This window comes from Asticcacaulis sp. AND118, from assembly GCF_020535245.1.
Classification (GTDB): domain Bacteria; phylum Pseudomonadota; class Alphaproteobacteria; order Caulobacterales; family Caulobacteraceae; genus Asticcacaulis.
This window is the reverse complement of sequence record NZ_CP084910.1, coordinates 187,280-212,640: the sequence shown is the minus strand read 5'-3', so window position 1 is coordinate 212,640 and position 25,361 is coordinate 187,280. Positions and strand designations below refer to the sequence as shown.

The following is a 25,361-nucleotide window of genomic DNA, read 5'->3' as shown; positions in this document are numbered from 1 at the left end:
TCGCTACCGACAGGAATTGACGCAGATGCGCCTATGGCTTAGGCGAACACCAGCACAACAGTAAAGGACGCGCGGCGTGACCATCCATTATCATGAAGGCGACCTGCCCGACGGGCTCGATCTTGGGGCGGTGGTGGCCATCGATTCTGAAACCATGGGCCTGCGTTTCGGTCGCGACGACCTGTGCGTGGTGCAGTTGTCGGCGGGTGACGGCGACGCGCATGTGGTGCGCCTCCACCGTCCGGCCTATGACTGTGTGAACCTCAAGGCGTTGCTGACCGACGCGAAAGTGTTGAAACTGTTCCACTTCGGGCGCTTCGACATCGGCATGTTCCTGCTGCATCTGGGCGTGGTTACCGCGCCGGTCTACTGCACCAAGATCGCTTCGAAGCTGGCGCGCACCTATACGGACCGCCACGGCCTGAAGGATCTGGTGCGCGAGCTGATCGCCGTCGATATTTCCAAGGCGCAGCAAAGCTCGGACTGGGGTGCGCAGACCCTGACGCCGGAGCAACTGGCCTATGCGGCGTCCGATGTGCTGCACCTGCACGCACTGAAAGCCAAGCTCGACACCATGCTGACGCGCGAAGGCCGCGCCGAGCTGGCGCAGGGCTGCTTCGATTTTCTGCCGCACCGCGTCAAACTGGATTTGGCAGGCTGGGAAGATACGGATATATTCGCCCATTCGTGGAGCTAAAGCGGTTCCATCATAAGGATTTTTGCCGCCATGCCGGCCTCCGAGACCCTGACGCACGACAATGCCGCCGACCGCCACCGCCTGAATGTGCAGGCGCTGGCGTGGAAGAAGCGTTCCCGCAAGATCGCGCGCCTGCGTCTGATCTTTCCCGGCCTCATTGTCGGCATTATCCTGCTTATGATCGTGTGGATCGTGGTGCAGAGCGTCATCAACTCGATGAACGTCTATACCACCAGTGGCGAAGACATCCGCATGACCAACCCCTTCTACACCGACCGCAGCCGCAACGGCGAGCGATACGAGATGCGCGGGCTCGAAGCCGTGCGCAAGGGGCGTAACTCTCAGATCGTCACCCTGACGGCGCCGCGTCTGGAAATCCGCTCGGAAAACACGCGGCCGTCGTCGCTGGAGGGGGCAGCGGGTGTCTATGACGACGCCAAGCGCCGCTTCACGGTCAATAAGGACGTGACCCTCACCTCCGGCAACGGTCTGTCGCTGCGAACCCAGGCCGCCGATGTCGATCTGCAGAACGCGGTGATCAGCGGAAACGCGCCGGTTCAGGGCACGTGGCAGACGGGCAGCGTCAACGCGCAGGGCTTCCGCATCGAGCAGAACGGGCGCAAAGTACTTTTCTACGGCAAACCTGGCCAGCAGGTGACCGGCACGCTTTCGGGCGCCGAAGACTAAGATTTTTGAAGGATAGATCCGGCCATGCAGATCAATAAGACAGTGTGGGTAGTGGGGGCGGCTATGGTGCTGGCGGCGCCGATGGCCTCAGCGCAGTTCGTGGCGACCAAGGAAGACCCCATCGCCTATGCGGCGGACACGTTCGAAGCCGATGAAAGCAACCATACCGCCACCTTCACCGGCAGCGTCGAATTCCTTCAGAAGACCTCGCGCCTGCGTTCGGACAAGATGACCGTCACCTATGGCCAGAACCAGACGACGGGCAAGTGGGACGAGTTGTCGACCGCCGAAGCCATCGGCAATGTCTATTACGTGGTTGACGATCAGGTGATGACCGGGAGCCGCGCCGTCTACACCAAGAGCACCGACACCCTGGTTTTGACCGGCAATGTGGTGCTTAAGCAGGGCCAGAACGTGATGGAAGGCAGCCGCCTCGTCTATAATGTCGGCGCCAAGAAATCGACCATGGACGGCGTGCCGACCACGGGCAGCAAGAGCCGCGTGCGCGGCGTCTTCTACCCGGATCAGGGCAAGTCGCAATAATGGTCTCGGTTCCCACGCTCGATGCGCGCAGCGCCGCCGATATTCGTGCGGCCGAAGCGCCTGAAACCGCCGACGGCCTGCGCGTCGAAGGCATCGGCAAGTCGTACAAGGAGCGGGCGGTGGTCAAGACCGTGTCGCTCACCCTGCGTCGCGGTGAAGCCGTGGGCCTGCTCGGCCCCAACGGCGCGGGCAAGACGACCTGCTTCTACATGATCACCGGTCTGGTCCAGCCGGATTACGGCACGATCAGCCTCGATGGTCACGACATCACGTCTCAGCCCATGTACCAGCGCGCGCGCATGGGGCTGGGCTATCTGCCGCAGGAATCCTCGATCTTCCGCGGGCTGAATGTCGAGCAGAACCTTCAGGCCGTGCTGGAGCTGCGTCTTAAGAACCGCTCGGAAATCGAGGCCGAAGTGACGCGCCTGCTCGAAGAGCTGCACATCAACCATATCCGCAAATCGCCCGCCACGGCCCTTTCGGGCGGTGAGCGCCGTCGCGTGGAAATCGCCCGCGCCCTGGCCGGCGATCCGTCCTTCATCCTGCTCGATGAGCCCTTTGCCGGTATCGATCCGCTGGCTATCGCGGATATCCGTGAAGTCGTGGGTTACCTCAAGCATCGCGGCATCGGCATCCTCATCACCGACCACAATGTGCGCGAGACGCTCGACATTATCGATCGTGCCTCGATCATCCATTCGGGCGAGGTGCTGTTCGAAGGCACGCCGGACGAAATTCGTCATAATCCGGAAGTGCGCCGCGTTTATCTGGGCGAGGATTTCGACGGCTGATGCCGGCGCTCCCGGCGCTTTTCCACGGCTTTTTCCGCCCTGTGGAAAGGGGTTAACCTAATTTAAGGTGTTAATGTCTAAGGTCCGGCCCATGTCATTAGGGCAAAGGCTGGAAATCAGACAAGGGCAGGGGCTGGTCATCACGCCCCAGTTGCAGCAAGCGATCAAGCTTCTGCAATTGTCGAATCTTGAGCTGGAGGCCGTGGTCGAGGCCGAGATGGAACGCAACCCGCTGCTGCTGCGCGAGGATGGCGAACCCGGCACCGACGGCCATGACGGCGATTCCGATGCCCCGCGTGAAGATCGCGGCGAACTGGAACTTTCCGACCGCGACACTCAGCAGGCCAATTCTGCGTTGGATGCCTCCGAAGGCGACGTCTACGGCGACGACGAACCCACCGTGCGCGAACCGGCTGCCGCGTCCGCCGATATGGGCGAAGGGCCGATGGTCGACTGGAGCCGTGCGGGCAAGGGCGGCGGCTTCGATGGCGACGGCGATACGCTCGACCGCGCGATGAGCCGCGAGAAGACCCTGACCGAGCACCTGACGGATCAGGCCCTGATCGCCGGTTTCACGCCACCGGAGATGGCGGTGGCGCAAATCCTCATCGATGCGGTGGACGAAGGCGGCTATCTGCGCGCCGATCTCGACGAAATCGCCGAGCGTCTGGGCTGCGCGATGGACCTCATCGAAAAAGTGCTGGGCGTCTGTCAGGGTTTCGAGCCGACCGGCGTCATGGCGCGTTCGGTGCCGGAATGCCTTAAGCTGCAACTGATCGAGCGCAACCGCTTCGATCCGGCCATGGAAGCGCTGATCGATAATCTGGAGCTTCTGGCCCGCCGCGACCTGTCGGCCCTGCGCCGCGCCTGTGGCGTCGACGACGAAGATCTGGCGGAGATGATCCGCGAGCTGAAGGCCCTGACCCCGCGTCCGGGCGCGGCCTTCGGCGCCGAACCGCAAGCCGGCGTCGTGCCGGATGTCTTCGTACGTCAGGACCCGTCGGGCGGCTGGCGCGTCGATCTCAACAGCGACACCCTGCCGCGTGTGCTGATCGATCAGAGCTATCATGCCAAGGTGGCGACTTCGGCGCGTTCGGATCAGGAAAAGACCTATCTCAACGAATGTCTGTCGCAGGCCAACTGGCTGATCAAGAGCCTCGATCAGCGCGCCCGCACCATCCTCAAGGTCTCCGCCGAGATCGTGCGTCAGCAGGACGGCTTCTTCGTGTTCGGCGTCGAGCACCTCCGCCCGCTCAATCTGAAGACCGTCGCCGAGGCCGTCGGCATGCACGAGTCGACCATTTCGCGCGTGACGACGAACAAGTACATCTCGACCCCGCGCGGTGTGTTCGAGCTGAAATTCTTCTTCACCTCGGCCATTGCTGCGGCCGACGGCTCCGAGGCCTATTCGGCGGAATCGGTGCGTCACAAGATCAAGCACCTGATCGACGGCGAAAAATCGTCGGGTGAGATTCTGTCTGACGATCGTATCGTGGAAATTCTGAAGGAAGCCGGCGTCGATATCGCGCGGCGCACCGTGGCCAAGTATCGCGAGGCCCTGCGTATCCCGTCCTCGGTCGAGCGCAAGCGGATGATCCGCTGAGCTTGCGCGCTCGCGCAATCGATGGCGCGGATTGTGGTAATTAACCGTTAAAATTCAAGGCGAAGACCTGTGGTTAAAGGTCGCGTCCCCTACACGTTTTCTTGATTTTGCATCCTCGGTCAGAGGCGTACAGTCGAAGACGGACCACGGTCCTTCATCACGGCTGGGGCTCACGTCGCCCACATCCCTCCAGTGCGGCGACGGTTTTTGCAGATCAAAGGAGCGAGTTATCGCCATGCAAATACAGGTTACCGGAAAAAAGGTCGAATTGGGTGCGGCTCTGCAGGAGCGCATCGAAACCGAACTCAATGCGGGCATCACCAAATATTTCGATCGCGGCGGCGCAACGGCCGAAGTGACGATTTCCAAGCAGGGGCATCAGTTCAAGGCCGACTGCTGGGTAAGGCTCGCTTCCGGTCAGACGCTCATCGCCCATGCCTTCGGCGGTGACGCGCACGCGGCCTTCGACGGCACGCTGGACCACATGGAAAAGCGCATTCGCCGCTACAAGCGCCGGCTGAAGGATCATCACCCGACCAATGCGCCGACCAAGCACGAGATGGCCCCCCTCACGGTCATACAGGGCAGCGATTTCAGCGACGACGAAGCCGATCTCGACGACGGCATGGATCACGACAGCCCGCCTCAGCCGATGATCATCGCCGAAACCGAGGCCCCGATCCGGACCTTGAGCGTGTCTCAGGCGGTCGAGGAACTGGACCTGTCCAACTATCCGGTCATCATGTTCCGCAATGCGGCGCACGGTGGGCTTTCGGTCCTGTACCGCCGTCCCGACGGCAATATCGGCTGGATCGATCCGGAGCGGACCAAGTCCAAACTCAACGGAAAAGCGCATTAACTGGACGCGCTGCCGCGAAAATTTCATAAATACGCCAGATACACGGCGTTGACTTGAGCGGACGCTGTCTGTAAGGGCAGGCGCGGTCGCGTACCGCCGTTAGGGCGGATGACCGCGCATGGCTCTGTCCGTCCTGCGCCCGCAAACTTGATGGATGTGTAATGTTCCTCACCGAAGTACTTGACCGGAACAGCGTAGCCGGACCGGTAAGTGCCAATTCCAAGCGTCATGCCCTGCAGATCGTGGCCGATGTGGCCGAACGCACGCTCGGGGCTTACGGCCTCGATGCCGATGCCATTCTGCAAGGTCTTGTCGAACGTGAGAAGCTCAGCTCCACCGGCGTGGGCATGGGCGTGGCGGTGCCGCACGCGGCCCTGACCGGTCTGACCCGTATGCATGGCGTCTTCATCCGTCTGGATACGCCGGTCGAGTATGAAGCCATCGACGATGTGCCGGTCGATCTGATCTTCGCCCTGTTCGCCCCGGAAGAGGCGGGTTCCGAGCACCTGCGCGCCTTGGCCAAGGTGTCGCGTATCCTGCGTCAGAAGGAACTGCGCGAACAACTGCGTCAGGTCGATACGGCCGATGCCCTCTACGCCCTGCTCAACCGCACCGAAACCAGCCACGCCGCCTAAATAGCTTTAATCGGGATGATGCGTACTTCTTCGGGCGCCAGCGGCCGTTTGAGATCGATGTGCAGCAGGCCGTGCTCCATCACCGCGCCTTCGACCTCGAACCCCTCGCCGACGACAAAGCTGCGTGTAAAGCCGCGCTGGGCGATGCCGCGATGGATGAACTCGCGCGGGCCCGTTTCCACTGACTCTTTAAACGCCTGAAGCGTCAGTTGCTGTCCTTGCAGGCTGAGGCGCAAGGTGTCCGGCGTGAACCCGGCCACCGCCACGGTCAGGCGCAGATGATCGCCGGTCAGGGCCTCGACATTATAGGGGGGATAGTTGTCCGAAGCGCGGCTGACGCGCTCGATCAGGCTGCGGGTCTCATCGAACCCCAGCAGGAACGGGCTGTCGAACACTATGAACCGTGACATCACTTCCTCCGCCGTTTCCGATATGCGCCCTCGCCTTCGCCCTCGCAAGATGCGGACGGTAAAATGCAGGTGGAATGCTTCGGCGGTTCAGGATAAAGGGAAGGCGTATGACGTCCGAACAAATCCCTGAGACCGTAACGGTCGATGTGCGCTGGAGCGCGAGCCTGCTGAATGCCTACACCATCGCCCTGATGGTCGCCGCGCCCTTCTGGGCGGCGTATATGGTTATGCAGGGCAAGGGCATCGGCCTCGTTCTTCTGGGCTTGTTGCTGTTCGGCATGATCAGCCTCAGCGTCCTCACCAAGCCGCTGTTCAGCTACGATCCCGAACGTCGCGAATTCATTTCGCCGGACCGGCAGGTGTTGTCTCTGGATCAGATCGACAGCATCGAGATGGACGCCCACGACATCTACTTCATTCCGAAGTCGCACAGCCACGACGGCTGGCACCTGTCGCAGCGCTGCTGGGTGCTGGCTCCGCGCCGCACGCTGAAGGCTCTGGCGGCACAGCATGGCTGGCCGTTGAAGGATATCGCGCACCCCCTGTCGCGCTTCGGCTTCTGGCTTGTCCCCTAACAAGAATGAAGCGCGACGAAAAAAGCTAAAAGCCGCGCTTCGGCTTCTGGCTTGTCCCCTAACAAGAATGAAGCGCGACGAAAAAGCTAAAAAGCCGAAGTTCGGCTTCTGGCTGTTGCCGTAGCCTAAATCCGCGAAATCAGGCGGTGCGTGCGCCCGGCCGGCCGTGCGGTGGGCACGCGGTTGAGCTTGATCAGCCCTTCCGGCTCGCCCCACAGGTCGTAGGCATCGGCGCGGGTGACTTTGGCCTTCGCATAGTCGCCGGCGCTGAGGCCCGTAAAGCCTTTCAGGTAGATGTGGCCGTCGATTTCCGGCGCGTCGCCCTTGGTGCGGGCCACCGCCACGCCGTCTGAGCGGATGTCGTCGACCAGCACGTCCACCGTCTTGCCGACCTTGGCCTGGAGTTTCTGCGCCGAAATGCGCGAAGCCACCGCCATGAAGCGCGCCAGACGGTCCTGCTTGACCTCTTCCGGCACGTGGTCGGGCAGGTCGCGGGCGGCGGCGCCTTCGACGTTTTCGTAGGCAAAGGCCCCGACGCGGTCGATCTGCGCCACCTCAAGCCAGTCGAGCAGCAGGTTGAAATCGGCTTCGGTCTCACCGGGGAAACCGACGACGAAGGTCGAGCGCAGGGTCAGGTCCGGGCAGATTTCGCGCCAGCTCAGGATACGGTCCAGCGTCTTGTCCTGATTGCCGGGGCGGCGCATGGCCTTCAGCACCTTGGGGCTGGCGTGCTGGAACGGGATGTCGAGATAGGGCAATATCTTGCCCTCGGCCATCAGCGGGATGACGCTGTTGACGTGCGGATAGGGGTAGACATAGTGCATCCGCACCCAGATGCCCAACTCGCCCAGACCCCGAGACAGGTCTTCGAACGAGGCCTTGTAATAGTCGTTGCGCCAGCGGCCTTCGGCATAGCGGATATCGAGTCCGTAGGCCGAGGTGTCCTGCGACACGACCAGCAGCTCCTTGACGCCGTTCCGGGCCAGCACCTCGGCTTCGCGCAGCACCTCATCGACCGGGCGCGACGCCAGATCGCCGCGCAGGGAGGGGATGATGCAGAAGGAACAGCGGTGGTCGCAGCCTTCGGAAATCTTCAGATAGGCGTAGTGTTTCGGCGTCAGGCGCACGCCGGGATCGTTTTCCGGAACCAGCGAGCGGAAGGGATCGGGCTTGGCCGGGACGATGCGGCGGACCGCCTCCATCACCTCTTCGTACTGGTGCGCGCCGGTCACCGCCGCGACATTGGGGAAGCGTTCGCGGATCAAATCGCCCTCGGCCCCCAGACAGCCGGTCACCACCACCTTGCCGTTTTCGGCCAGAGCTTCACCAATCGCGTTCAGGCTTTCGTCGCGCGCGGAATCGAGAAAGCCGCAGGTATTGACCACCACCACGTCGGCGCCGGCATATTCCGCCGCCGTCGCATAGCCCTCACCCTTCAGGCGCGTCAGGATGCGTTCGGAATCGACCAGCGCCTTGGGGCAGCCGAGCGAAACAAAACCGACCTTGGGGGTGTCAGAAGAGGCGGGGGCGTTACTCATGCAAAAAAACTTGAACTTGCTCTGTTATACGGATTAATGCGGCCTCATACACGCAAACGCCGATAAACACAAAGACGCTCAAAGGAAATTCCATGCTGATCTTCGCCGATACCGCCGATACCAAGCTGCTGGCCGAACTGAACGAGACGGGCCTGATCGACGGCGTGACGACCAACCCCACCTTGATCGCCAAGTCGGGCCGCAATATTCTGGAAGTCACCCGGGAAATCTGCGCCATGATCGATGGCCCGGTGTCTGCCGAAGTCGCCGCCACGGAATTTACGCAGATGGTCGCCGAAGGCGAAAAGCTGGCCAAGATCGCCGACAATGTCGTGATCAAGGTGCCGCTGACCGTCGATGGCCTGAAAGCCACGCGCGTCTTCTCCGATCAGGGCCTGATGACCAACGTCACCCTGTGCTTCTCGGTGTCGCAGGCGCTGCTGGCCGCCAAGGCCGGCGCCACCTTCGTTTCGCCCTTCGTCGGCCGTCTGGACGATCGCGGCGAAGACGGCATGCAACTGATCCGCGACATCCGCACCGTCTACGACAATTATGAGTTCGAAACGGCCATTCTCGCCGCGTCTCTGCGCAACACCAACCATGTGGCTCAGGCGGCTATCGCCGGCGCCGACTGCGGCACCCTGCCGCCGGCGGTCATTCAGGCCATGTTCCAGCACGACCTGACGGATAAGGGTCTCGAAACCTTTCTCGCCGACTGGGCCTCGACGGGTCAAAGCATCCTGTAATGACGGAACTGGTTTTTGTCGCTCAGGTCGCCGCCAGCTTCGGCGTGCGCGGTGAATTCAAGCTGATCAGCCATATGGACGATCCGCTGAGCGTGCTGGAATATAACCCGCTATATAACCAGAGCGGCGTACCCGCTCTGGTTATCACGGCGGCGCGCGGCCACAAGGGCGCGCTGATCGTCAAGGCGGAAGGCGTGACCGACAAGGACAAGGCCGATGCGCTTAAGGGGTTGAAGCTCTATGTACGCCGCGAAGACCTGCCCGAGGTCGAGGACGCGGACGACTTCTACATCACCGATCTGATCGGCCTTGAGGTGCGCGGCACCGACGGGGCCGTGCTGGGGCGGCTCAAAGGCGTCGAGGACTTCGGCGCGGGCGACCTGCTCGATATCCAGCCCAAGGGCGGGGCCAGCTATTACCTGATGTTCACGCGGGAAAACGTGCCCGAAGTGAATGTCGCGGCAGGCTATATCGTCATCGATCCGCCCAACGAGATAGGGGTTCAGGACGAAGCTGAGCCGGCCGAAGAAGACTGAGTTTTTTGCAGGCCTGTTCGTTGACGCGGACAGGCCTGAAATATTTTCGGCTTATTTCAGACTTAATTCAGATATATCTAAATATGCATCGGAATAGAGCGGTTTGCGCCGTCCTGAGCCGATGCGTAGTTAACTAAGAAAGGTATCTGAATCATGAGGGATTTTCCCTTTGCAAGAGGCCGGGGCGGTGAACATCATCGCGGCTGGTCCGAAGAGCGGGGTCGGGGCGGTCGGTTCGGCGAGCGCGGGCACGGACACAGACGTGGCGGTCGCGGTTTCGGACACGGCGGTCTTCGTCTGGTCTTGCTGAAACTGCTCAGCGACAAGCCGAGCCACGGTTACGAGCTGATCCGCGCCATCGAAGACCATTTCAACGGCCGGTACGCGCCGTCGCCCGGCATCGTCTACCCGGCGCTGAGCTGGCTGGAAGACGGCGGCTTTATCACCATCACTCCCGACGCCGAAGGCCGCAAAGTCGCGACGATCACCGAGGCCGGCACGGTATTTCTGGCCGAACGCGCCGAAGAGGTCGAGCGCCTGTTCGCCGAGGCCCCGGAATCTGCATCGGACGGCCCGGATTTTACGCCGGTTTTCCGGGCGATGGACAATCTCAAGGCCGCCTTGCGCAACCGCGCCTCGCGTCCGTTGACGCAGGATGAACTGCATACGATCGTCGACGGGATCGACGATCTGGCCCGCCGTATCGAGAGGTCGTAATCATGAGCGAAGACAGCCGCACGCCCTTGCGCGTCCGTTTCGACATCCGCCGCCGCGAATTGCGCGTGGCCGAGCGTATCCAACTGACGCCGCACATGCTGCGTCTGGTGCTGAGCGGCGATCTGGAGGCGTTTCAGTCGCTGGGCTTCGACGATCATGTGAAGCTGTTCTTCCCCGATCCGGCTGGTGAGCAACCCGTGATGCGTGACTACACGCCGCGCGCCTTCGACGTCGCTAAAGGTTTGCTGACTATCGATTTTGCCTTGCACGAACCTGCGGGACCGGCGACGCAGTGGGCGTCTCAGGCGCAGGTCGGTGACGGGCTGCATATCGGCGGGCCGCGCGGTTCGCAGGTGTGGCCGGATGCGTTCGCGCATTATCTGATGATCGGTGATGAGACGGCCTTGCCCGCCATCGGTCGGCGTCTGGAAAACGCATCGGTGGGCCAGGGTTTCACCGTGCTGGCGGTGGTGGAAAGCGCCGCCGAGCGTCAGGAATGGGTCACACAGGCCGAGGCCAATGTGCGCTGGCTCTATCGCACGAAGGGCGATGATGTATTGACGGCGATCGATGCCCTGAGCCTGCCGGCTGACACCCATGTCTGGGTGGCCGGGGAGTCGCATTGGGTCAAGGCCGTGCGGACGCGCCTGCACGACAAAGGCCTCAATCCGAAATGGATCAAGGCCTCTGGTTACTGGCAGAACGGCGAAGCCGGGGCGCATCAGTCTCTGGATTAGAGGAACATGCCACCCGACGCTTCGATGCGCTGGGCGTTGATCCAGCGGCTGTTGGGCGACAGAATGGCCGCCACCGCGCCGCCGATATCGTCGGGCAGGCCCACACGGCCCAGCGCCGTGTTCGACGCCACGAAGGCATTCAGCCCCGCATTATCGCGCACCGCGCCGCCGCCGAAATCCGTCTCGATAGCCCCCGGTGCCAGAATGTTGACGGCGATGCCGCGCGCCCCCAACTCCTTGGCCTGATAGCGGGTCAGTACCTCCATCGCGCCCTTCATCGAGGCATAGGCGGCGTAACCGGGCAGGGCGAAGCGCGCCAGGCCCGATGAGACGTTGAGGATGCGCCCGCCGTCGCGCATCAGCGGCAGCAGGGCCTGGGTCAGGAAAAACGGACCCTTGAAATGCACGTTCACCAACTCATCGAACTGCGCTTCTGTCGTGTCGGTAAAGCCCGCATGGACGCCGATCCCGGCATTGTTGACCAGATAGTCGAAGCGGTCCTCACCCCAGGCGGTCAGGGTCTCCCTGATCTTGTCCGTAAAGGCGGCGAAGCCCGCCGTGCTGCCGACATCGAGCGGCAGACCGACGGCGCGTTGACCGATGGCTTCGATCTCGGCAACAAGGCTCTGGGCCTCGGTCAGGTTCGAGCGGTAGGTGAAGATGACATCCACCCCGTCGCGGGCCAGATGCAGGGCGGCGTTGCGGCCGAGGCCTCGGCTGCCGCCAGTGATAAGCACTATGGTCATGACAGTCTCTCCTGTGCGTGAAAGTCGATGGCCGATATTTAGTTGAACGCCACAAGAGGATAAATCCGAGAAATCTGATTGGACTGTTCATACATTTGAACAATAATGGCGGGATGTTGCGATTAGATGCCCTGCTGATGTTCACCCGCGTGGCGGAACTGTCCTCCTTCACTCAGGCGGCGGAAACCCTCGCCCTGCCCAAGGCGACGGTGTCGACCGCCGTGCAAAATCTCGAAGCGCATCTGGGGACGCAGCTTCTTTACCGCACCACGCGGCGGGTGCAGTTGACCCACGATGGTCAGGCCTTTTACGAACGCGCCAAGGATCTGCTGGCCGATGCCGACGACCTGTCGGGCCTGTTCCAGACGCGCGCCGTCAGCGGACGTATCCGCGTCGACATGCCGATGCCCGTGGCGCAGAACCTTGTCCTGCCCAGCCTGCCGGCATTGCTGGAGCGGCATCCGGACCTGCGGGTCGAGCTGTCCTCGACCGACCGCATCGTCGATATCGTGCGCGAAGGTTTCGACTGCGTTATCCGGGTGGGGTCTCTGAGCGATTCCGGCCTGACCGTGCGCGCGCTGGGTCAGTTACCGCTCGGCAATTTCGCCAGCCCCGCCTATCTGGCGCGTCACGGCACGCCGCGCACGCTGGATGACCTGAAGGGCCACCGGCTGATCCACTACGTGACCCAGATGGGCGCACGGCCCGACGGCTTCGACTATTTCGACGGGACGCAATGGCGCACCATCGAACTGGAGGGGGTGGTGACGGTCAATAATTCCGAAGCCTATCGCCATGCGGCCCTGGCGGGTCTTGGAATCGTGCAGGCCCCGCGCGTCGGCATGGCCGAGCACGTCGTGCAGGGGCGGCTGGTCGAGATACTGCCCGACCATGTGGCCGAAGCCCTGCCGATATCGCTGATTTATCCGCAACGCCGGCATCTGGCGCGCCGCGTGCGGGTGTTTATCGACTGGGTCGCTGAGCTGATGAAGACTTACACCAACTAGATATTTGCTTTGTCGCAATATTATTGCCGAAAACCGCTTACACTTTTGGCTACGCCGAACTTTGTTTCGGCATATCGCTCCGGAATCAATCGGTTGCGCAATCTGTAACGCCGGACGTGGCGTATTAAAGCCACATTGACGTTTGATAGTGATGACCTGATACTCCCTTGCCAATAGGGGCTTTTTCACAGGGAGTTGAGTGTTAAGACCATGCGTAAGATGATGATTGGCGCGGCACTCGGCGTCTCGCTTGTGACGCTCGCGGCCTGTGCGACTCCGACCCCCTATCAACCGGTGTCCGGCAACCCGGCCTCTTCGCTGGCGCGCGGCTATTCCGACCAGCGTATCGAAGCCAACCGCTACCGTCTGAAATTCTCCGGTAACTCGTCTACCTCGCGTGAGACGGTCGAAGACTACATGCTCTATCGCGCGGCCGAACTGGCGCTTGAAAACGGTTACGACTGGTTCAGCCTGGTCGGCCGCAACACCAAGGAAGACCGCACGACCACCACCTCTTACCGCGACCCGTTCCCGCGCTATTACGGCGGCTTCTATTACCGCTATTACCGCGGCGGCTGGGGTACGTGGGGCGCCTGGGAAGAAGATCAGACGACCTTCTACCGCTATGAAACCTCGGCCGAGGTCATTCTGGGCAAGGGCGAAAAACCCAGCGACCCTAACGCCTATGATGCCCGCGAAGTGAAATCGAACCTCGATCCGCGTATCGTTCGTCCGGGTACGGAACGTCGCTAACCGAGGCTTTTGAGCCAAAACGATAAGGGAGCCGAAAGGCTCCCTCTTCTATTCGACTCTTCATTCCGGGGTGTTCATGCCCTCGAAGCGCACCGGATTGACGCGGCGGCGGTTCATATGGTCCTGCGGCGCTTCGGACTGATCCGGCAGCTCGCCCTTGTGATAGAATTTCTGCCAGGCCTGTTTGATCGCCGCGGGGTCGCGGTTGACGAGGCTCTCATTGAATTTGGCGCGGCTTTCCGACCACGCCTTGAACTGCTCCAGCAGGTCCGGATCGGCTTCGATCGGCTTGACTACCGGCTGAACCGCATCGGTCTGACGGTGCTCGATGACATTGATGAAGCAGAAGGGTTCGCCCTTCTGGAAGTGCACCACGCCCGGTCGCGTAAAGCGCCAGTTCATGGTGAAGGGAAAGGGCAGCCAGTCGGTTTCGATCAGCCCGGTCAGCGGCGCGATGCCGTCCTTCACATGGTTCGGCGCGCCCGTGGCCCACAGCGCCCAGCCCGGCGGCGTGCGGAACAGGTAGCCGGTGTGGAAGGTGACGATGCCCTGACTGAAATGGCTCTGCACGAAGTGCTCGACATGCACGCCGGGACGGTCGGCGGTAATGATGATGTCGCTGGCCAGCTTGCCGCCGTTCCATTCGATGGTGATGTCTTCGGGGACCAGCAACTCCCAGCCGGTCGAATTGGCCATGGTCAGCGGCAGGCAGCGATAGGGGAAGCGGTTGGAAAACGCGTCCATCCAGTCGCGATCCGTGCGGCCGGGGATGATTTCACGCGGGCCGGCCTGAACGACAAAACATTCCAATTCCATTACGCTTCGGGCTCCTGTAAACGCGACGACATGACCGAAAAATCCTTTTATACGCAAAGCACCCTGCTTCAAGTCCTAAACGGCTGGGGCCTGTCGCCGCGCACAAAGGAACATGAGGCGGTGTTTCGCGTTGGCGAGGGCGAAGGCATCAAGGACGACCTGCCGGGGGCGCACACCAAGAATCTCTTCCTCAAGGACGATAAGGGTCAATTGTGGCTGATCAGTGCCGAACAGCAGACGCAGATCAATCTGAAAGCCCTGCCCAAAATCATCGGGTCGGGGCGGCTCAGCTTCGGGTCGGAAGAGCGGCTTTATGACGCGCTGGGGGTCAGGCCGGGTTCGGTGACGGCGCTGGCCCTGATCAACGACCCGGATCAGAAGGTGAGGTTCATCCTCGATAGGCGGTTGTTCGACGCGGAGATCGTCAACTTTCACCCGCTGGTCAATACGGCGACGACGGCGCTCGATCAGGCCGATTTCCGGCGCTTTTTCGTCAAGCTGGGGCGCGCGTATCGGGTTATCGACTTTTCGGACGTGTAGATGTTTCCTCACCTGACCCACGGCCATCGTAAAGTGCTTGAGGCGCTGGTTCGCCACGGGACGGCGGCGCGTGGCGCTTTGGCCAAAGCGTCGGGCTATACGCGCCCGGCGGTGACCAATCTGGTGCGCGACCTGATGGACTGGGGGCTGGTCGAAGAAGACAACGGCGCCTATGTCCATACCGGCCGGCGCGGTCAGCCGCAAAAGCCGGTTTCGTTGCGTTCCGGCGCGGCCTACGCCTTCGGCATCGGCTTTACGGCCGGTGCGCTCGATCTGGTGGCCATGGACCTGGGCGGGCGCGTGGTGGGCCGGGCGCGCACGCCTCTGGCCGAACCGACGCCGCGCGCCGTGCTGGAGGCCGTGCAGCAGCAGTTGGAAAGCGCCTATGGCAAGAGCCACGTCGTGCGCTGGCGGCAGTTAGGCGTCGGCATCGGCGTGCCGGCGGACCTGCCGCCCGAACAGGCGCAGGCGTGGAACCTCGCCTATCGCCGCGAAGAGCTCATCGGCTATTTCGCCAACAATCTCGACGGTCTGGCCTTTATCGAGGCCGAGCCTCTGGCCTGTGGCATCGGCGAGCGCGTCTTTGGCGCGGGCGGGCGCTATCAGACCTATCTGATCGTGCATATCGGGCTGGAGATCGGCGGCGCGCTGTTTATCGAAGGCCGGCCGTTCCGCGGTGGCCAAGGCGGAGCCGGCCAGATCGGGCAATTTTTCAGCGACGGTCCTGCCCCCGATGGCCGCGATCTGATGAACGCCCTGACTGCCGCCGGCTTTGGGGTCAGCGACCTGAGCGATCTCGACATCCTGCCGGAAGCGGCGCAAAGCGTGATCGACGACTGGACGGTCAGCGCGGCGGCGCGCCTGTCGGCGGGTCTGGCGAAACTCAGCCCTTTCCTCAGCCCCGACGCTATCATCCTGACAGGCCGCCTGAGCCCCGCCATCCTCACCGCGCTGGCCGAGGCCATTCGGTTGGGCGACGGCGCGCCGGTGGTCGAGGCCTCACGGCTTGGGGCATTCCAGACCGCGATCGGTGCAGCGGCCCTGCCGGTGTTCTGTAATCTTCTGCCGCAGGGGTAGGCTACTCTACCGTCACCGACTTGGCGAGGTTGCGCGGCTGATCGACGTCGGTGCCCTTATGCACCGCCGTGTGGTAGGCCAGAAGCTGGATCGGCACGGCATAGACCAGTGGCGCGACGAACGGATCGCAGGTCGGACCCTTGACGATCTTCAGCGTTTTGGCGGCGTCACCGGACAGGGCCGGAACCTTTTGCGGGGCGTCGGTGATCATCACCACGCGGCCGCCGCGCGCCGCGACCTCCTGCACGTTCGAGGCCGTCTTTTCAAACAGCTCGTCGTCCGGCGCGATGACCACGACTGGCGTGTTTTCGTCGATCAGGGCGATCGGTCCGTGCTTCAGCTCGCCAGCCGCATAGCCTTCGGCGTGGATATAGCTGATTTCCTTGAGTTTCAGCGCGCCTTCCAGCGCCAGGGGGTACATGGCCCCCCGCCCCAGATAGATGACGTCGCGCGCCTTCGACAGGTCGTGCGTGATGCGCTGAACATCGCCGTCCATCAGCAGGGCTTCGGCGATCAGGCCCGGCGTTTCGAGCAGGCACTGCACCAGACGCGCCTCTTCGGCAGCGTCGATACGGCCACGGGCGGCAGCGGCGGCTACGGCCAGAGACAGCAATGCCGAGACCTGCGCCGTGAAGGCCTTGGTCGAGGCGACGCCGATTTCCGGCCCGGCGTGGGTCGGCCACATCAGGTCGGCTTCGCGGGCCATGGTCGAAGTGTGGACATTGACCAGGGCCGCGGTTTTCAGCCCCTCACCCTTGCACCAGCGCAGCGCCGCCAGCGTATCGGCGGTTTCGCCCGACTGCGAAACGGCGAGGCCCAGCGTGCCCGGCGTCATGGCCGGGGTGCGGTAGCGGAATTCCGAGGCGAGCTCGACATCGACGGGCAGGCCCGCGACCTTCTCGAAGGCGTATTTGGCGATGCAGCCGGCGTAATAGGCGGTGCCGCAGGCGATGATCTGGATGCGGGCCACGGTTTTGAAATCGATGGCGGCCTTGATGTCGGCGCGCACGGCCTTGGCCACCGGATCGAGATAGGCCGAGACGGTGCGCTGGCAGCTTTCGGGCTGCTCGTGCACTTCCTTTTCCATGAAGTGACGGTAAGAGCCCTTTTCAACCAGCGCCGCCGAGGCCGAGACGGTGGTGATCGGGCGGTTGACGCGGAAGCCCCTGGCGTCGTGGATGTCGGCGGCGTCTTGGGTCAAAATCACCCAGTCGCCTTCTTCCAGATAGGTGACGCGGTTGGTGAACGGCCCGACGGCCAGCGCGTCGGAACCCAGGAACATCTCATTGTCGCCCCAGCCGACGACCAGCGGCGAACCGCGGCGCGCGCCGAACAGGGTGCGGTCTTCACCGTCGACGATGATGGCCAGCGCATAGGCGCCGTGCAGACGATCGAGCACGGCCTTAAACGCGCCTTTTGCGGGGAGGCCGGTTTGCAGGGTGGTATCGAAGAGATGGGCGATGACTTCAGTGTCGGTATCGGAGGTGAAGACATGACCGGTAGCTATGAGTTCGCTCTTCAGCTCCGCGAAGTTTTCGATGATGCCGTTGTGGACGACGGTGACGCGGCCCGACACGTGCGGGTGGGCGTTGGCGACGGTCGGCGCGCCGTGCGTGGCCCAACGCGTATGGCCGATGCCGACGCTGCCCGACAGGGGGTGCTCTTCCACCACGGCTTCAAGTTGACGGATCTTGCCCGCCGCGCGGCGGCGTTCGGTACCGGTGTCGGTGAGCACGGCGATGCCCGCCGAGTCGTAGCCGCGATATTCGAGGCGGCGCAGGCTTTCGATCAGGCGCGGAGCCGCTTCGGACGTGCCGATAACACCGATAATACCGCACATGGACAAGGCTCCGTAAGGCAGGGGAGGGTAGATTGCGCATTTTCCGTAGCAGAATGAAATTTAAAACGCTATGAAATTATTTCATATGTGCTTAAACTGTTCGCCGTAAAAGGGTCATGAAAGCCACGTTTAACGACTTTCAGACCTATATTATGGCGAATTTGCCATTAACACATTGCGTTTCGGCATGTAACCGCGCGCTTATGGAAGCCGCTAATGAGTGAAAACAAGTGGGAAAAGCTTCAGGCGGCGCTGGGCGCCACCGGCATTTCCATCAAGGACGTGGCCGAGGCGGCGGGCATCGCGCCCTCAAGCCTGTTCCGCGCCCTGAGCGGCCAGACCAAGGCCCCGCGCGCCGAAACCGTGGATAAGCTGGAGGCGGCCTTCGTCGCCCTGACCACGGCGCGCATGGCCAGTTACCGCGACACCCTGTCGCTCTATGGCTTCAACCCGATCAAAAACCCTAACGACGTAATGGCTTCGCACATGACCGCATTGAACCGCACGCGCAAATATTTCGGCACCGACGGCATCCGGGGCCGCGTCAACAGCTTCCCCATGACCGCCGAAGTCGCCTATCGCGTCGGCATGGCGGCGGGCAAGATGTTCATGTCGTCGGACAACCGCCGGCATCTGGCCGTCATCGGCAAGGACACGCGCCTGTCGGGCTATATGATCGAGCCGGCTTTGGTCGCCGGTTTCACCTCGGTCGGCATGGATGTCCGCCTGTTCGGGCCGCTGCCGACGCCGGGCGTGGCGCTGATGACGCGCTCGATGCGCGCCGATCTGGGGGTGATGATCTCGGCCTCGCACAACCCCTATGCGGACAACGGCATCAAGCTGTTCGGCCCGGACGGCTACAAGCTGTCGGACGAGGTCGAACTGGCTATCGAAGCGCGCATGGACGGCAATATCCTCGACGGTATTGCCGAACCGCAGAACCTCGGTCGCGTGCAACGCGTCGACGACGCCCAGTACCGCTACGTCGAAATCGCCAAGGCGACCTTCCCCAAGAACCTGCTGCTCAAAGGCCTGCGCATAGTCATCGATTGCGCCAACGGGGCGGCCTATAAGGTTGCGCCGACCACGCTCTATGAGCTGGGCGCGGAAATCTTCTGCCTCGGCGTGTCGCCGGACGGCATGAACATCAATGAAAAGTGCGGCTCGACCCAGCCGCAGGCCATGGCCGAAAAGGTCAAGGAACTGCGCGCCGATATCGGTATCGCGCTGGACGGCGACGCCGACCGCCTCGTCATCTGCGACGAAAAAGGCACCATCGTCGATGGCGATCAGATCATGGCCATCATCGCGACGCGTCTGGCGGCCAAGGGCCTGCTCAAGGGCGGCGGTCTGGTCGCGACGGTGATGTCGAACCTGGGCCTTGAGCGCCTGATGGCCTCGAAGGGTCTGACTCTGGAGCGCGCCAAGGTCGGCGATCGTTATGTCATGGAAAAGATGCGCGAAGGCGGCTTCAATCTGGGCGGCGAACAGTCGGGCCACATCATCATGCAGGATCACGCCACCACGGGCGACGGCCTGATGGCGGCCCTGCAGGTGCTGGCCGTGCTGGTCGAAAGCGGCCGCCCGATGAGCGAGCTGGCCCGTCAGTTCGAGCCGGTGCCGCAACTGCTGAAGAACGTGCGCTTTACGGGCGACAGCCCGCTGAACCGTGAAGACGTCAAGCAGGCCATCGCCGACGGTGAGGTGACGCTGAAGGGCACGGGCCGCGTACTGGTGCGGCCTTCGGGCACCGAGCCGCTGATCCGCGTGATGGCGGAAGGCGACGATGCGGCTCAGGTCCGCGCCGTGGTCGATCAGATCATCGGGGCGATTGCGGGGTAAGGCTCACTCTTATACCTCCCCAGTTTGCTGGGGAGGGGGACCGCGCCCGAAGGGCGGGGCGGTGGGGTATCTTGCGGTATGTCCCACCTGTTCAGCGCGTTGAAATTAAGTAAGAAACCCCACCACCACATCTCATCGACCTTCGGTCGTCTCGTGCGTCCCCCTCCCCGGCATAGCCAGGGAGGTATAAGACAATAAAAAAGGCCGGAGCGTGAAGCTCCGGCCTTTTCCGTGTGTCTCGCAAAGGCGATTAGCCTTCCGAAGCTTCCTCGGCGGGAGCTTCAGCCGGAGCCTCTTCAACCGCGGCCGGGGCCGCAGCGGCGGCAGCGGCTTCTTCACGGGCGGCGGCTTCGGCGTCCAGACGGTCCTGTTCGCGCTGAGCGCGCTCGGCGGCGCGTTCCTGAGCCTTCTTGCCCGGCGTACCCTTTTGCGGGTTGTTGCCGTGTTCCCACTTCACGAGGCCTTCCTTCGACAGGAAGCGCGCGACGCGGTCGGTCGGCTGAGCGCCCTTCTTGAGCCATTCGGCGATGACTTCGGTCTTAAGGGTGACGCGGTTGGCATCGTCCTTCGACAGCATCGGGTTGTACGAGCCGACCTTGGCGATGAACTTACCATCGCGCGGGGCGGCGGCGTCAGCGATGACGATGTGGTAGTACGGGCGCTTCTTGGAGCCGCCGCGGGCCAGACGAATTTTCAGCATGATAAGATCCTTTGATAGGCTGAGTTTCGAGTGATGAGTTATTTCTTTTTGGGGTCGAAGGGGTTGCCCCCGCCAAGCCCCGGAAGGGAGTTACCCCCCAAACCTGATAAACCGCCCGGTAAGCCGGGCAGGCCGCCGGGGATGTTGGGCATCTTGCCCGCCCCGAGTTGTTTCAGGCGTTCGAAATCGGCGCCCATATTGTCGCCGATAGCGCCGGGATTGTTTTCGAGCTTTTTGCCCATCTGCTGCATCTGGGCCATGTTGGGCATATTCCCGAGGCCGAGCATCTTGGCCATATTGCCCATGCCCCCAAGACCAGAACGCCCGCCGTTGCGGGCCATCATCTTGAAGACGTCGGCCATTTGACGGTGCTGTTTCAGCAGGCGGTTGATCTCGGCCACATCGACACCCGCGCCGGCGGCAATGCGGCGCTTGCGCGAAGCGTTGAGCAGGTCGGGCTTCTTGCGCTCGATCTTGGTCATCGACGAGATGATGGCGATCTGACGGTCGAACATCTTGTCCGAGACATTCATCTCGTCCATCTGCTTCTTGACCTTCTGGACGCCGGGCAGCAGGCCCATAATGCCGGACATGCCGCCCATGCGCTTCATCTGGCTCAACTGATCCGACAGGTCGTTGAGGTCGAACTGGCCCTTGGACAGCTTCTTGGCCATCTGCTCGGCCTTAGCCGCATCCAGCTCCTGCGCCGCCTTTTCGACCAACGCCACCACGTCGCCCTGACCGAGGATGCGGCCGGCGATACGGCGGGCGTCGAACACGTCCAGCGCATCGACCTTTTCACCCGAACCGGTGAACTTGATCGGCAGGCCGGTGACGGCGCGCATGGACAGCATGGCCCCGCCGCGGCCATCGCCGTCAACGCGGGTCAGGATCAGGCCGGTCAGCGGCAGGCGCGCATGGAAGGCTTCGGCGGTGCGCACGGCGTCCTGACCGGTCAGCGAGTCCGCGACCAGGAAGGTTTCGACCGGGTTGGAGATTTTCGCGATCTCGGCGGCTTCGGCCATCAGGGCCTCGTCCAGCGTCGTGCGGCCGGCGGTGTCGAGGATCAGGACGTCGAAGCCCTGAAGCTTGGCCGATTGCAGGGCGCGACGGGCGATTTCGACGGCGCTCTGGCCCGCGATGATCGGCAGCACATCGACGCCGACCTGTTCGCCCAGCAGCTTCAACTGCTCCATGGCGGCGGGACGGCGGGTGTCGAGCGAGGCCATCATGACCTTCTTGCGCTCGAACTTCGACAGGCGCAGCGCTAGCTTGGCCGAGGTGGTGGTCTTACCCGACCCTTGCAGACCGGCCATCAGGATGACGGCGGGTGGCACGGCGGCCAGATCGATCGGGGTCGGCTCTTCACCGCCCAACATGTCGATCAGGCCGTCATAGACGATCTTGACCACCTGATCGGCGGGCTTGACGGCCTTGATGATGGCTTCGCCGGAGGCCAGTTCGCGGGCCTTGGTCATGAACTGACGCACGACCGGCAGGGCAACGTCGGCATCGAGCAGGGCGACACGAACTTCGCGCAGGGCTTCGTCGACGTCCTTTTCCGAAAGGACGCCGCGGCCACCCAGACGGTCGAACAGACCGGATAAGCGCTCGTTCAGCGAGTCGAACATGCTTTGTGCCTCATGGTTTCGGGGTTCAGGACGGGCTTTTTACAAAACAAAAAGACCCCGAGAACGCTACGCGTCGTCGGGGAGCCTCCGGTCCCCGTCCGATAGCTGTGATCGGGGTCGTGACCTGAGAGGTTCGGTTTGCAAAAGGCGTGGATCGCCTGAATGTCGCGTTCCTATGACGGCTCAGGGCCTAAGAGTCAAGCCACCTGTTGAAATCACAAGCCTTCAGAGCCTCGCGCGACCAGGCACGGTTGAGACGCGCCGGTGTGGCGCGGGCGCCGGCGGCCTTGGCGATGCGGAGAGCGGGATCATGGGCCAGTCGGCGCAGGATATCGGCGGCCACGGCGATGTCCGGTTCGGCCCAGACCTGCGCCGGATCGCGCGGCAGGGCGCTGTAGGGGCCGTCGGGATCGTGAAGCGGCAGCAGACGCGCGGGGACGGGGTAGCCGTTGTCGTCATTAAGGAAGTCGTTGCCCGTGCCTTCGGTGGCGACGACCGCGACGCCCGCGTTCATGGCTTCCAGCAGGCCCAGCCCGAAACCTTCGGCCCGATGCAGCGACAGGAAGATATCGACCGAGGCCGTCAGCCGGTCCATGTCGGCGTCGCTCAGGTGCGCGGTCAACAGACGGATATCCGGGCGGTTGCCGATACGTTCGGCCAGTTTCGCCTGGGTCGCCGTATCCAGCGCCGAAGCCTTCAGCGTCAGGGCGGCCTGGGGCGAGGGCTCTGGGAAGGCAGCCAGCCAGGCGTCGATCGAGGCCCACGGATTTTTGCGCGCCGGCGAGGAGTTGACGTCGAACAGGCTCAACACCTCGCAGCGGTCGGGGCTGAGCCCGAAACGCGCGCGGTCGGGCATGGGCGGCGGGGTAAGCAGCGGGTGCGGCAGGACGCGCAGACGATCGTACAGATGCGCCTCGCCCTGCGCGCGGAAGGCGGCGGCCAACGCATCGGCGACATAGGGGCTGGGCGTCCAGATTTCGTGCAGCCACTTCGCCATGCGCACCCAGAAGGGCGGTGCCAGTGGCGTTTCCCAGGCCCAGTAGCCGATACGGTAGCGCTCGCGCCATTGCGCCGGTGCATGGGCTATCAGCGCAACCACCAGTTCCGGCGCATTGGCGTGGATCAGCCAAACGCCGCCCTGGCCCGGCAGGACGGCCTTCTGATCAAGGATATGGCGGAAGGCCGGACGTATATCGTGGCGGACCGGCATGTAACCGGCGGCTTCGAGCGCATCGGCGGTCAGGCGCGCAGCGCGGCCGACCCCCAGACTTTCGTTGAGAAAGCCGGAGACGACCAGAGGTCCGGGTGTGAGCACATTATTGCGCGGCCAGCGGCCCATGCGCGTCAAAGCAATGGCTTCGAGCCCACCGTGAATCAACGGCAGGCGGTATTTGAGCGGTATATGACGCACGATAGACATGCGTCATCCTTAGCCTATGGAATGTGCGGCTTAAAGCCCCAGCCAGCGGCGGCGTTGCTGCCAGTAGGACTCGAACTGGTTGGCGAGACCCTGGTCGGCGAAGTTCACGACCTTGACCATACCGGTTTCATTGGTGTCGGAATGGATGGAAATGGAGTCGGCGTCATCCAGCGAGGCGGCTTCGACGAATTTGAAAAAGGCACCGAAGAAGGCGTCCTGTTCCGAAGCGCTGGCGATGTCAAATTGCAAGCTTACCACGACGAAAAATTCCCTCTTCCACAAAACCACAGGTAAAAAATTCAGGCCTTATGGCTGGCCTGTATGAAAATGTGTGCGCTGCACAATGTGTAAATGAAACCCTAAAACGTTCCGGGAGTCAAATAAGACAAGGGTAAAAAGTTGACGTGTTGCGTCAAGGCGTCATTAGGCGCAAACCCTGTTTCAATATGGCTCACAAGGGAAAGCCGCGATGACTTTCCCTTGGGGCGCGAAAACTCACGTCTCCGTGAACGGATGACTCTGTGGAAGTTACTCGGCAGCTTGAGCCTTGCTGCCGGGCTGAAGTAGTTTCTTGATGTTTCGCGCCGCCTGGCGAATGCGGTGTTCGTTTTCGACCAGACCGATACGGACATAGCCTTCGCCATATTCGCCGAAGCCGAGGCCCGGCGCGACGGCAACGTGGGCTTCTTCGATCAGCAGTTTGGCGAACTCGATCGATCCCATATGCTCGAACTTCGGCGGAATCTTCGCCCAGGCGAACATCGAGGCCGGGGGCGGCGGGATGTCCCAGCCGGCGCGCTTCATCGAGTCGATCAGCACGTCGCGGCGTGATTTATAGATATTGCGGATCTCGTCGACATTGTCCTGCGGGCCGTTGAGCGCGGCGGCGGCGGCGACCTGCATCGGCGTGAAGCCGCCGTAGTCGAGATAGGATTTCACCCGCGCCAGCGCGGCGCAGATTTCCGAATTGCCGACGACCATGCCGACGCGCCAGCCGGCCATGGCATAGGTCTTGGACAGCGAGTTGATCTCGACCGAACGCTTGATGGCGCCTTCGACCTGAAGGATCGAGGGGGGCGGATTGTTTTCGAAATAGATTTCCGAATAGGCGATGTCCGACAGCACGATCAGGTCGTGTTTTTCGGCGATGCGGATGACTTCCTTGTAGAAGTCGAGATCGACCCATTGCGCCGTCGGGTTGGACGGGTATGAGACGATCAGCACCGACGGCGTCGGCACGGAATGTTTCACCGCGCGCTCGATGCCCGACAGATACTGCTCCGGCGACAGGGCCGGGACGTGACGGATCACCCCGCCGGCCATCAGGAAGCCGAACGCGTGGATGGGATAGGCCGGATTGGGGCAGATGACCGTATCGCCGGGGGCCGTGATAGCCATGGCGAGGTTGGCGAAACCTTCCTTGGAGCCGAGCGTCGCTACGACCTCGGTATCCGGATTGAGTTTCACACCGTAGCGGCGGTCGTAATAGCCGGCCATAGCCTTGCGCAGACCCTGCACGCCCTTCGACACCGAATAGCCGTGGGTCTTGGGCTTTCTCACCGTCTCGACCAGCTTGTCGACGATGTGCGGGGCCGTATCCATGTCGGGATTGCCCATGCCGAAGTCGATCACATCGGTGCCTGCTGCGCGCAGACGGGCCTTCACCTTGTTGACTTCTTCGAAGACATAAGGCGGCAGACGCCGGATACGATAAAAATCGCGCATGATTGCACCTGAGATGGAAGCATGACCTGACAAGGCCAGGGAACGTGAACGGGGTTAAAGACAAAAAGCCCGCAAAGTCGCAATGGACCTGCGGGCCCGTCCATATGACTCATCGGGCGTCGATTGTCATCCCATGAACGGCGCTTTTTTCGGAAATTTTTGCGTCTAGCGGAAAATAATTTTACAGGAC

Annotated in this window: 27 protein-coding genes; 17 read left to right on the top strand and 10 right to left on the bottom strand. The window is 62.4% G+C overall.

Annotated elements, in window-relative coordinates; genetic code table 11:
* The first annotated feature begins 76 nt into the window (after positions 1–76).
* From LH365_RS00985 to ptsN, 7 genes are all read left to right on the top strand, one after another.
* Positions 77–697 carry a ribonuclease D gene (locus tag LH365_RS00985; RefSeq protein WP_226744361.1) on the top strand — a complete coding sequence of 207 codons (621 nt, stop codon included), beginning with the start codon at positions 77–79 and terminating at the stop codon, positions 695–697.
* 30 nt (positions 698–727) lie between these two features.
* A complete protein-coding gene (lptC, locus tag LH365_RS00980) occupies positions 728–1,384 on the top strand; it encodes an LPS export ABC transporter periplasmic protein LptC (RefSeq protein WP_226744360.1) in 657 nt (218 codons plus the stop codon).
* Between the two features lie 24 nt (positions 1,385–1,408).
* Positions 1,409–1,927 (top strand): lipopolysaccharide transport periplasmic protein LptA, encoded by a 519-nt coding sequence (lptA, locus tag LH365_RS00975; protein WP_226744359.1) that lies wholly within the window; start codon positions 1,409–1,411, stop codon positions 1,925–1,927.
* Positions 1,927–2,718 carry an LPS export ABC transporter ATP-binding protein gene (gene lptB / locus LH365_RS00970; RefSeq protein WP_226744358.1) on the top strand — a complete coding sequence of 264 codons (792 nt, stop codon included), beginning with the start codon at positions 1,927–1,929 and terminating at the stop codon, positions 2,716–2,718. Before lptA ends, lptB begins: the two co-directional genes overlap by 1 nt.
* Before the next feature lie 91 nt (positions 2,719–2,809).
* On the top strand, positions 2,810–4,321 hold the full coding sequence (gene rpoN / locus LH365_RS00965; protein ID WP_226744357.1) for an RNA polymerase factor sigma-54: 1,512 nt from the start codon (positions 2,810–2,812) through the stop codon (positions 4,319–4,321).
* 235 nt (positions 4,322–4,556) lie between these two features.
* A complete protein-coding gene (hpf, locus tag LH365_RS00960) occupies positions 4,557–5,180 on the top strand; it encodes a ribosome hibernation-promoting factor, HPF/YfiA family (RefSeq protein WP_226744356.1) in 624 nt (207 codons plus the stop codon).
* A gap of 161 nt (positions 5,181–5,341) precedes the next feature.
* Positions 5,342–5,815: a PTS IIA-like nitrogen regulatory protein PtsN gene (gene ptsN, locus LH365_RS00955; protein ID WP_226744355.1), complete on the top strand. Its 474-nt coding sequence runs from the start codon at positions 5,342–5,344 to the stop codon at positions 5,813–5,815.
* Here ptsN and LH365_RS00950 read toward each other — a convergent pair.
* Entirely contained in the window at positions 5,812–6,225 is a 414-nt protein-coding gene (locus LH365_RS00950; protein WP_226744354.1) for an Hsp20 family protein, read from the bottom strand. The genes ptsN and LH365_RS00950 overlap by 4 nt on opposite strands.
* A gap of 107 nt (positions 6,226–6,332) precedes the next feature.
* On the opposite strand from LH365_RS00950, the gene LH365_RS00945 reads away from it, so the two are divergent.
* A complete protein-coding gene (locus tag LH365_RS00945) occupies positions 6,333–6,800 on the top strand; it encodes a hypothetical protein (protein ID WP_226744353.1) in 468 nt (155 codons plus the stop codon).
* 125 nt (positions 6,801–6,925) lie between these two features.
* Here the strand turns inward: LH365_RS00945 and rimO are convergent, their stop codons facing one another.
* Positions 6,926–8,338: a 30S ribosomal protein S12 methylthiotransferase RimO gene (rimO, locus tag LH365_RS00940; RefSeq protein WP_226744352.1), complete on the bottom strand. Its 1,413-nt coding sequence runs from the start codon at positions 8,336–8,338 to the stop codon at positions 6,926–6,928.
* Positions 8,339–8,430: 92 nt separating this feature from the next.
* Between rimO and fsa the strand changes: the two genes are divergently transcribed.
* From fsa to LH365_RS00920, 4 genes are all read left to right on the top strand, one after another.
* Positions 8,431–9,084, top strand: a complete 654-nt coding sequence (fsa, locus tag LH365_RS00935) for a fructose-6-phosphate aldolase (RefSeq protein ID WP_226744351.1) — start codon at positions 8,431–8,433, stop codon at positions 9,082–9,084.
* Positions 9,084–9,620, top strand: coding sequence for a ribosome maturation factor RimM (rimM, locus tag LH365_RS00930; RefSeq protein WP_226744350.1), 537 nt, complete (start codon positions 9,084–9,086; stop codon positions 9,618–9,620). The genes fsa and rimM overlap by 1 nt, the downstream gene beginning before the upstream one ends.
* Before the next feature lie 153 nt (positions 9,621–9,773).
* Positions 9,774–10,337, top strand: a complete 564-nt coding sequence (locus tag LH365_RS00925; protein WP_226744349.1) for a PadR family transcriptional regulator — start codon at positions 9,774–9,776, stop codon at positions 10,335–10,337.
* Positions 10,338–10,339: 2 nt separating this feature from the next.
* A complete protein-coding gene (locus tag LH365_RS00920) occupies positions 10,340–11,074 on the top strand; it encodes a siderophore-interacting protein (RefSeq protein WP_226744348.1) in 735 nt (244 codons plus the stop codon).
* Here the strand turns inward: LH365_RS00920 and LH365_RS00915 are convergent.
* Positions 11,071–11,820: an SDR family NAD(P)-dependent oxidoreductase gene (locus tag LH365_RS00915; protein WP_226744347.1), complete on the bottom strand. Its 750-nt coding sequence runs from the start codon at positions 11,818–11,820 to the stop codon at positions 11,071–11,073. The genes LH365_RS00920 and LH365_RS00915 overlap by 4 nt on opposite strands.
* Before the next feature lie 113 nt (positions 11,821–11,933).
* On the opposite strand from LH365_RS00915, the gene LH365_RS00910 reads away from it, so the two are divergent.
* Together LH365_RS00910 and LH365_RS00905 are read left to right on the top strand one after the other, a co-directional pair.
* Positions 11,934–12,827: a LysR family transcriptional regulator gene (locus tag LH365_RS00910; protein WP_226744346.1), complete on the top strand. Its 894-nt coding sequence runs from the start codon at positions 11,934–11,936 to the stop codon at positions 12,825–12,827.
* Between the two features lie 210 nt (positions 12,828–13,037).
* Positions 13,038–13,580, top strand: coding sequence for a hypothetical protein (locus LH365_RS00905; protein ID WP_226744345.1), 543 nt, complete (start codon positions 13,038–13,040; stop codon positions 13,578–13,580).
* A gap of 60 nt (positions 13,581–13,640) precedes the next feature.
* On the opposite strand, the gene LH365_RS00900 is transcribed toward LH365_RS00905, so the two are convergent.
* Positions 13,641–14,396: a DUF6065 family protein gene (locus LH365_RS00900; RefSeq protein ID WP_226744344.1), complete on the bottom strand. Its 756-nt coding sequence runs from the start codon at positions 14,394–14,396 to the stop codon at positions 13,641–13,643.
* A gap of 30 nt (positions 14,397–14,426) precedes the next feature.
* Here LH365_RS00900 and LH365_RS00895 point away from each other — a divergent pair, with 30 nt between their 5' ends.
* Positions 14,427–14,936 (top strand): prolyl-tRNA synthetase associated domain-containing protein, encoded by a 510-nt coding sequence (locus tag LH365_RS00895; RefSeq protein WP_226744343.1) that lies wholly within the window; start codon positions 14,427–14,429, stop codon positions 14,934–14,936.
* Positions 14,937–16,013, top strand: coding sequence for an ROK family transcriptional regulator (locus tag LH365_RS00890; RefSeq protein WP_226744342.1), 1,077 nt, complete (start codon positions 14,937–14,939; stop codon positions 16,011–16,013).
* A gap of 1 nt (position 16,014) precedes the next feature.
* On the opposite strand, the gene glmS is transcribed toward LH365_RS00890, so the two are convergent.
* Positions 16,015–17,853 carry a glutamine--fructose-6-phosphate transaminase (isomerizing) gene (gene glmS, locus LH365_RS00885; protein ID WP_226744341.1) on the bottom strand — a complete coding sequence of 613 codons (1,839 nt, stop codon included), beginning with the start codon at positions 17,851–17,853 and terminating at the stop codon, positions 16,015–16,017.
* 216 nt (positions 17,854–18,069) lie between these two features.
* Between glmS and glmM the strand changes: the two genes are divergently transcribed.
* A complete protein-coding gene (gene glmM / locus LH365_RS00880; RefSeq protein ID WP_226744340.1) occupies positions 18,070–19,695 on the top strand; it encodes a phosphoglucosamine mutase in 1,626 nt (541 codons plus the stop codon).
* Positions 19,696–19,945: 250 nt separating this feature from the next.
* Here the strand turns inward: glmM and rpsP are convergent, their stop codons facing one another.
* The 5 genes from rpsP to LH365_RS00855 form a co-directional block, all read right to left on the bottom strand.
* On the bottom strand, positions 19,946–20,395 hold the full coding sequence (gene rpsP / locus LH365_RS00875; protein WP_226744339.1) for a 30S ribosomal protein S16: 450 nt from the start codon (positions 20,393–20,395) through the stop codon (positions 19,946–19,948).
* 38 nt (positions 20,396–20,433) lie between these two features.
* Positions 20,434–22,026 (bottom strand): signal recognition particle protein, encoded by a 1,593-nt coding sequence (gene ffh / locus LH365_RS00870; RefSeq protein WP_226744338.1) that lies wholly within the window; start codon positions 22,024–22,026, stop codon positions 20,434–20,436.
* Positions 22,027–22,216: 190 nt separating this feature from the next.
* Positions 22,217–23,446: a glycosyltransferase gene (locus LH365_RS00865; RefSeq protein ID WP_226744337.1), complete on the bottom strand. Its 1,230-nt coding sequence runs from the start codon at positions 23,444–23,446 to the stop codon at positions 22,217–22,219.
* 30 nt (positions 23,447–23,476) lie between these two features.
* Positions 23,477–23,704 (bottom strand): hypothetical protein, encoded by a 228-nt coding sequence (locus tag LH365_RS00860; protein WP_226744336.1) that lies wholly within the window; start codon positions 23,702–23,704, stop codon positions 23,477–23,479.
* A 270-nt stretch (positions 23,705–23,974) separates the two neighbouring features.
* Positions 23,975–25,174, bottom strand: a complete 1,200-nt coding sequence (locus LH365_RS00855) for an LL-diaminopimelate aminotransferase (RefSeq protein WP_226745495.1) — start codon at positions 25,172–25,174, stop codon at positions 23,975–23,977.
* Positions 25,175–25,361 lie beyond the last annotated feature (187 nt).

Coding starts and splice junctions, on each gene's coding strand:
- glmM (WP_226744340.1), top strand. CDS start 18,070: ATGAGTGAAAACAAGTGGGAAAAGCTTCAGGCGGCGCTGGGCGCCACC.
- LH365_RS00920 (WP_226744348.1), top strand. CDS start 10,340: ATGAGCGAAGACAGCCGCACGCCCTTGCGCGTCCGTTTCGACATCCGC.
- rpoN (WP_226744357.1), top strand. CDS start 2,810: ATGTCATTAGGGCAAAGGCTGGAAATCAGACAAGGGCAGGGGCTGGTC.
- LH365_RS00950 (WP_226744354.1), bottom strand. CDS start 6,225: ATGTCACGGTTCATAGTGTTCGACAGCCCGTTCCTGCTGGGGTTCGAT.
- rimM (WP_226744350.1), top strand. CDS start 9,084: ATGACGGAACTGGTTTTTGTCGCTCAGGTCGCCGCCAGCTTCGGCGTG.
- LH365_RS00910 (WP_226744346.1), top strand. CDS start 11,934: ATGTTGCGATTAGATGCCCTGCTGATGTTCACCCGCGTGGCGGAACTG.
- lptB (WP_226744358.1), top strand. CDS start 1,927: ATGGTCTCGGTTCCCACGCTCGATGCGCGCAGCGCCGCCGATATTCGT.
- ptsN (WP_226744355.1), top strand. CDS start 5,342: ATGTTCCTCACCGAAGTACTTGACCGGAACAGCGTAGCCGGACCGGTA.
- LH365_RS00895 (WP_226744343.1), top strand. CDS start 14,427: ATGACCGAAAAATCCTTTTATACGCAAAGCACCCTGCTTCAAGTCCTA.
- LH365_RS00945 (WP_226744353.1), top strand. CDS start 6,333: ATGACGTCCGAACAAATCCCTGAGACCGTAACGGTCGATGTGCGCTGG.
- LH365_RS00905 (WP_226744345.1), top strand. CDS start 13,038: ATGCGTAAGATGATGATTGGCGCGGCACTCGGCGTCTCGCTTGTGACG.
- glmS (WP_226744341.1), bottom strand. CDS start 17,853: ATGTGCGGTATTATCGGTGTTATCGGCACGTCCGAAGCGGCTCCGCGC.
- LH365_RS00890 (WP_226744342.1), top strand. CDS start 14,937: ATGTTTCCTCACCTGACCCACGGCCATCGTAAAGTGCTTGAGGCGCTG.
- fsa (WP_226744351.1), top strand. CDS start 8,431: ATGCTGATCTTCGCCGATACCGCCGATACCAAGCTGCTGGCCGAACTG.
- ffh (WP_226744338.1), bottom strand. CDS start 22,026: ATGTTCGACTCGCTGAACGAGCGCTTATCCGGTCTGTTCGACCGTCTG.
- lptA (WP_226744359.1), top strand. CDS start 1,409: ATGCAGATCAATAAGACAGTGTGGGTAGTGGGGGCGGCTATGGTGCTG.
- LH365_RS00900 (WP_226744344.1), bottom strand. CDS start 14,396: ATGGAATTGGAATGTTTTGTCGTTCAGGCCGGCCCGCGTGAAATCATC.
- hpf (WP_226744356.1), top strand. CDS start 4,557: ATGCAAATACAGGTTACCGGAAAAAAGGTCGAATTGGGTGCGGCTCTG.
- LH365_RS00915 (WP_226744347.1), bottom strand. CDS start 11,820: ATGACCATAGTGCTTATCACTGGCGGCAGCCGAGGCCTCGGCCGCAAC.
- LH365_RS00925 (WP_226744349.1), top strand. CDS start 9,774: ATGAGGGATTTTCCCTTTGCAAGAGGCCGGGGCGGTGAACATCATCGC.
- rpsP (WP_226744339.1), bottom strand. CDS start 20,395: ATGCTGAAAATTCGTCTGGCCCGCGGCGGCTCCAAGAAGCGCCCGTAC.
- lptC (WP_226744360.1), top strand. CDS start 728: ATGCCGGCCTCCGAGACCCTGACGCACGACAATGCCGCCGACCGCCAC.
- rimO (WP_226744352.1), bottom strand. CDS start 8,338: ATGAGTAACGCCCCCGCCTCTTCTGACACCCCCAAGGTCGGTTTTGTT.
- LH365_RS00865 (WP_226744337.1), bottom strand. CDS start 23,446: ATGTCTATCGTGCGTCATATACCGCTCAAATACCGCCTGCCGTTGATT.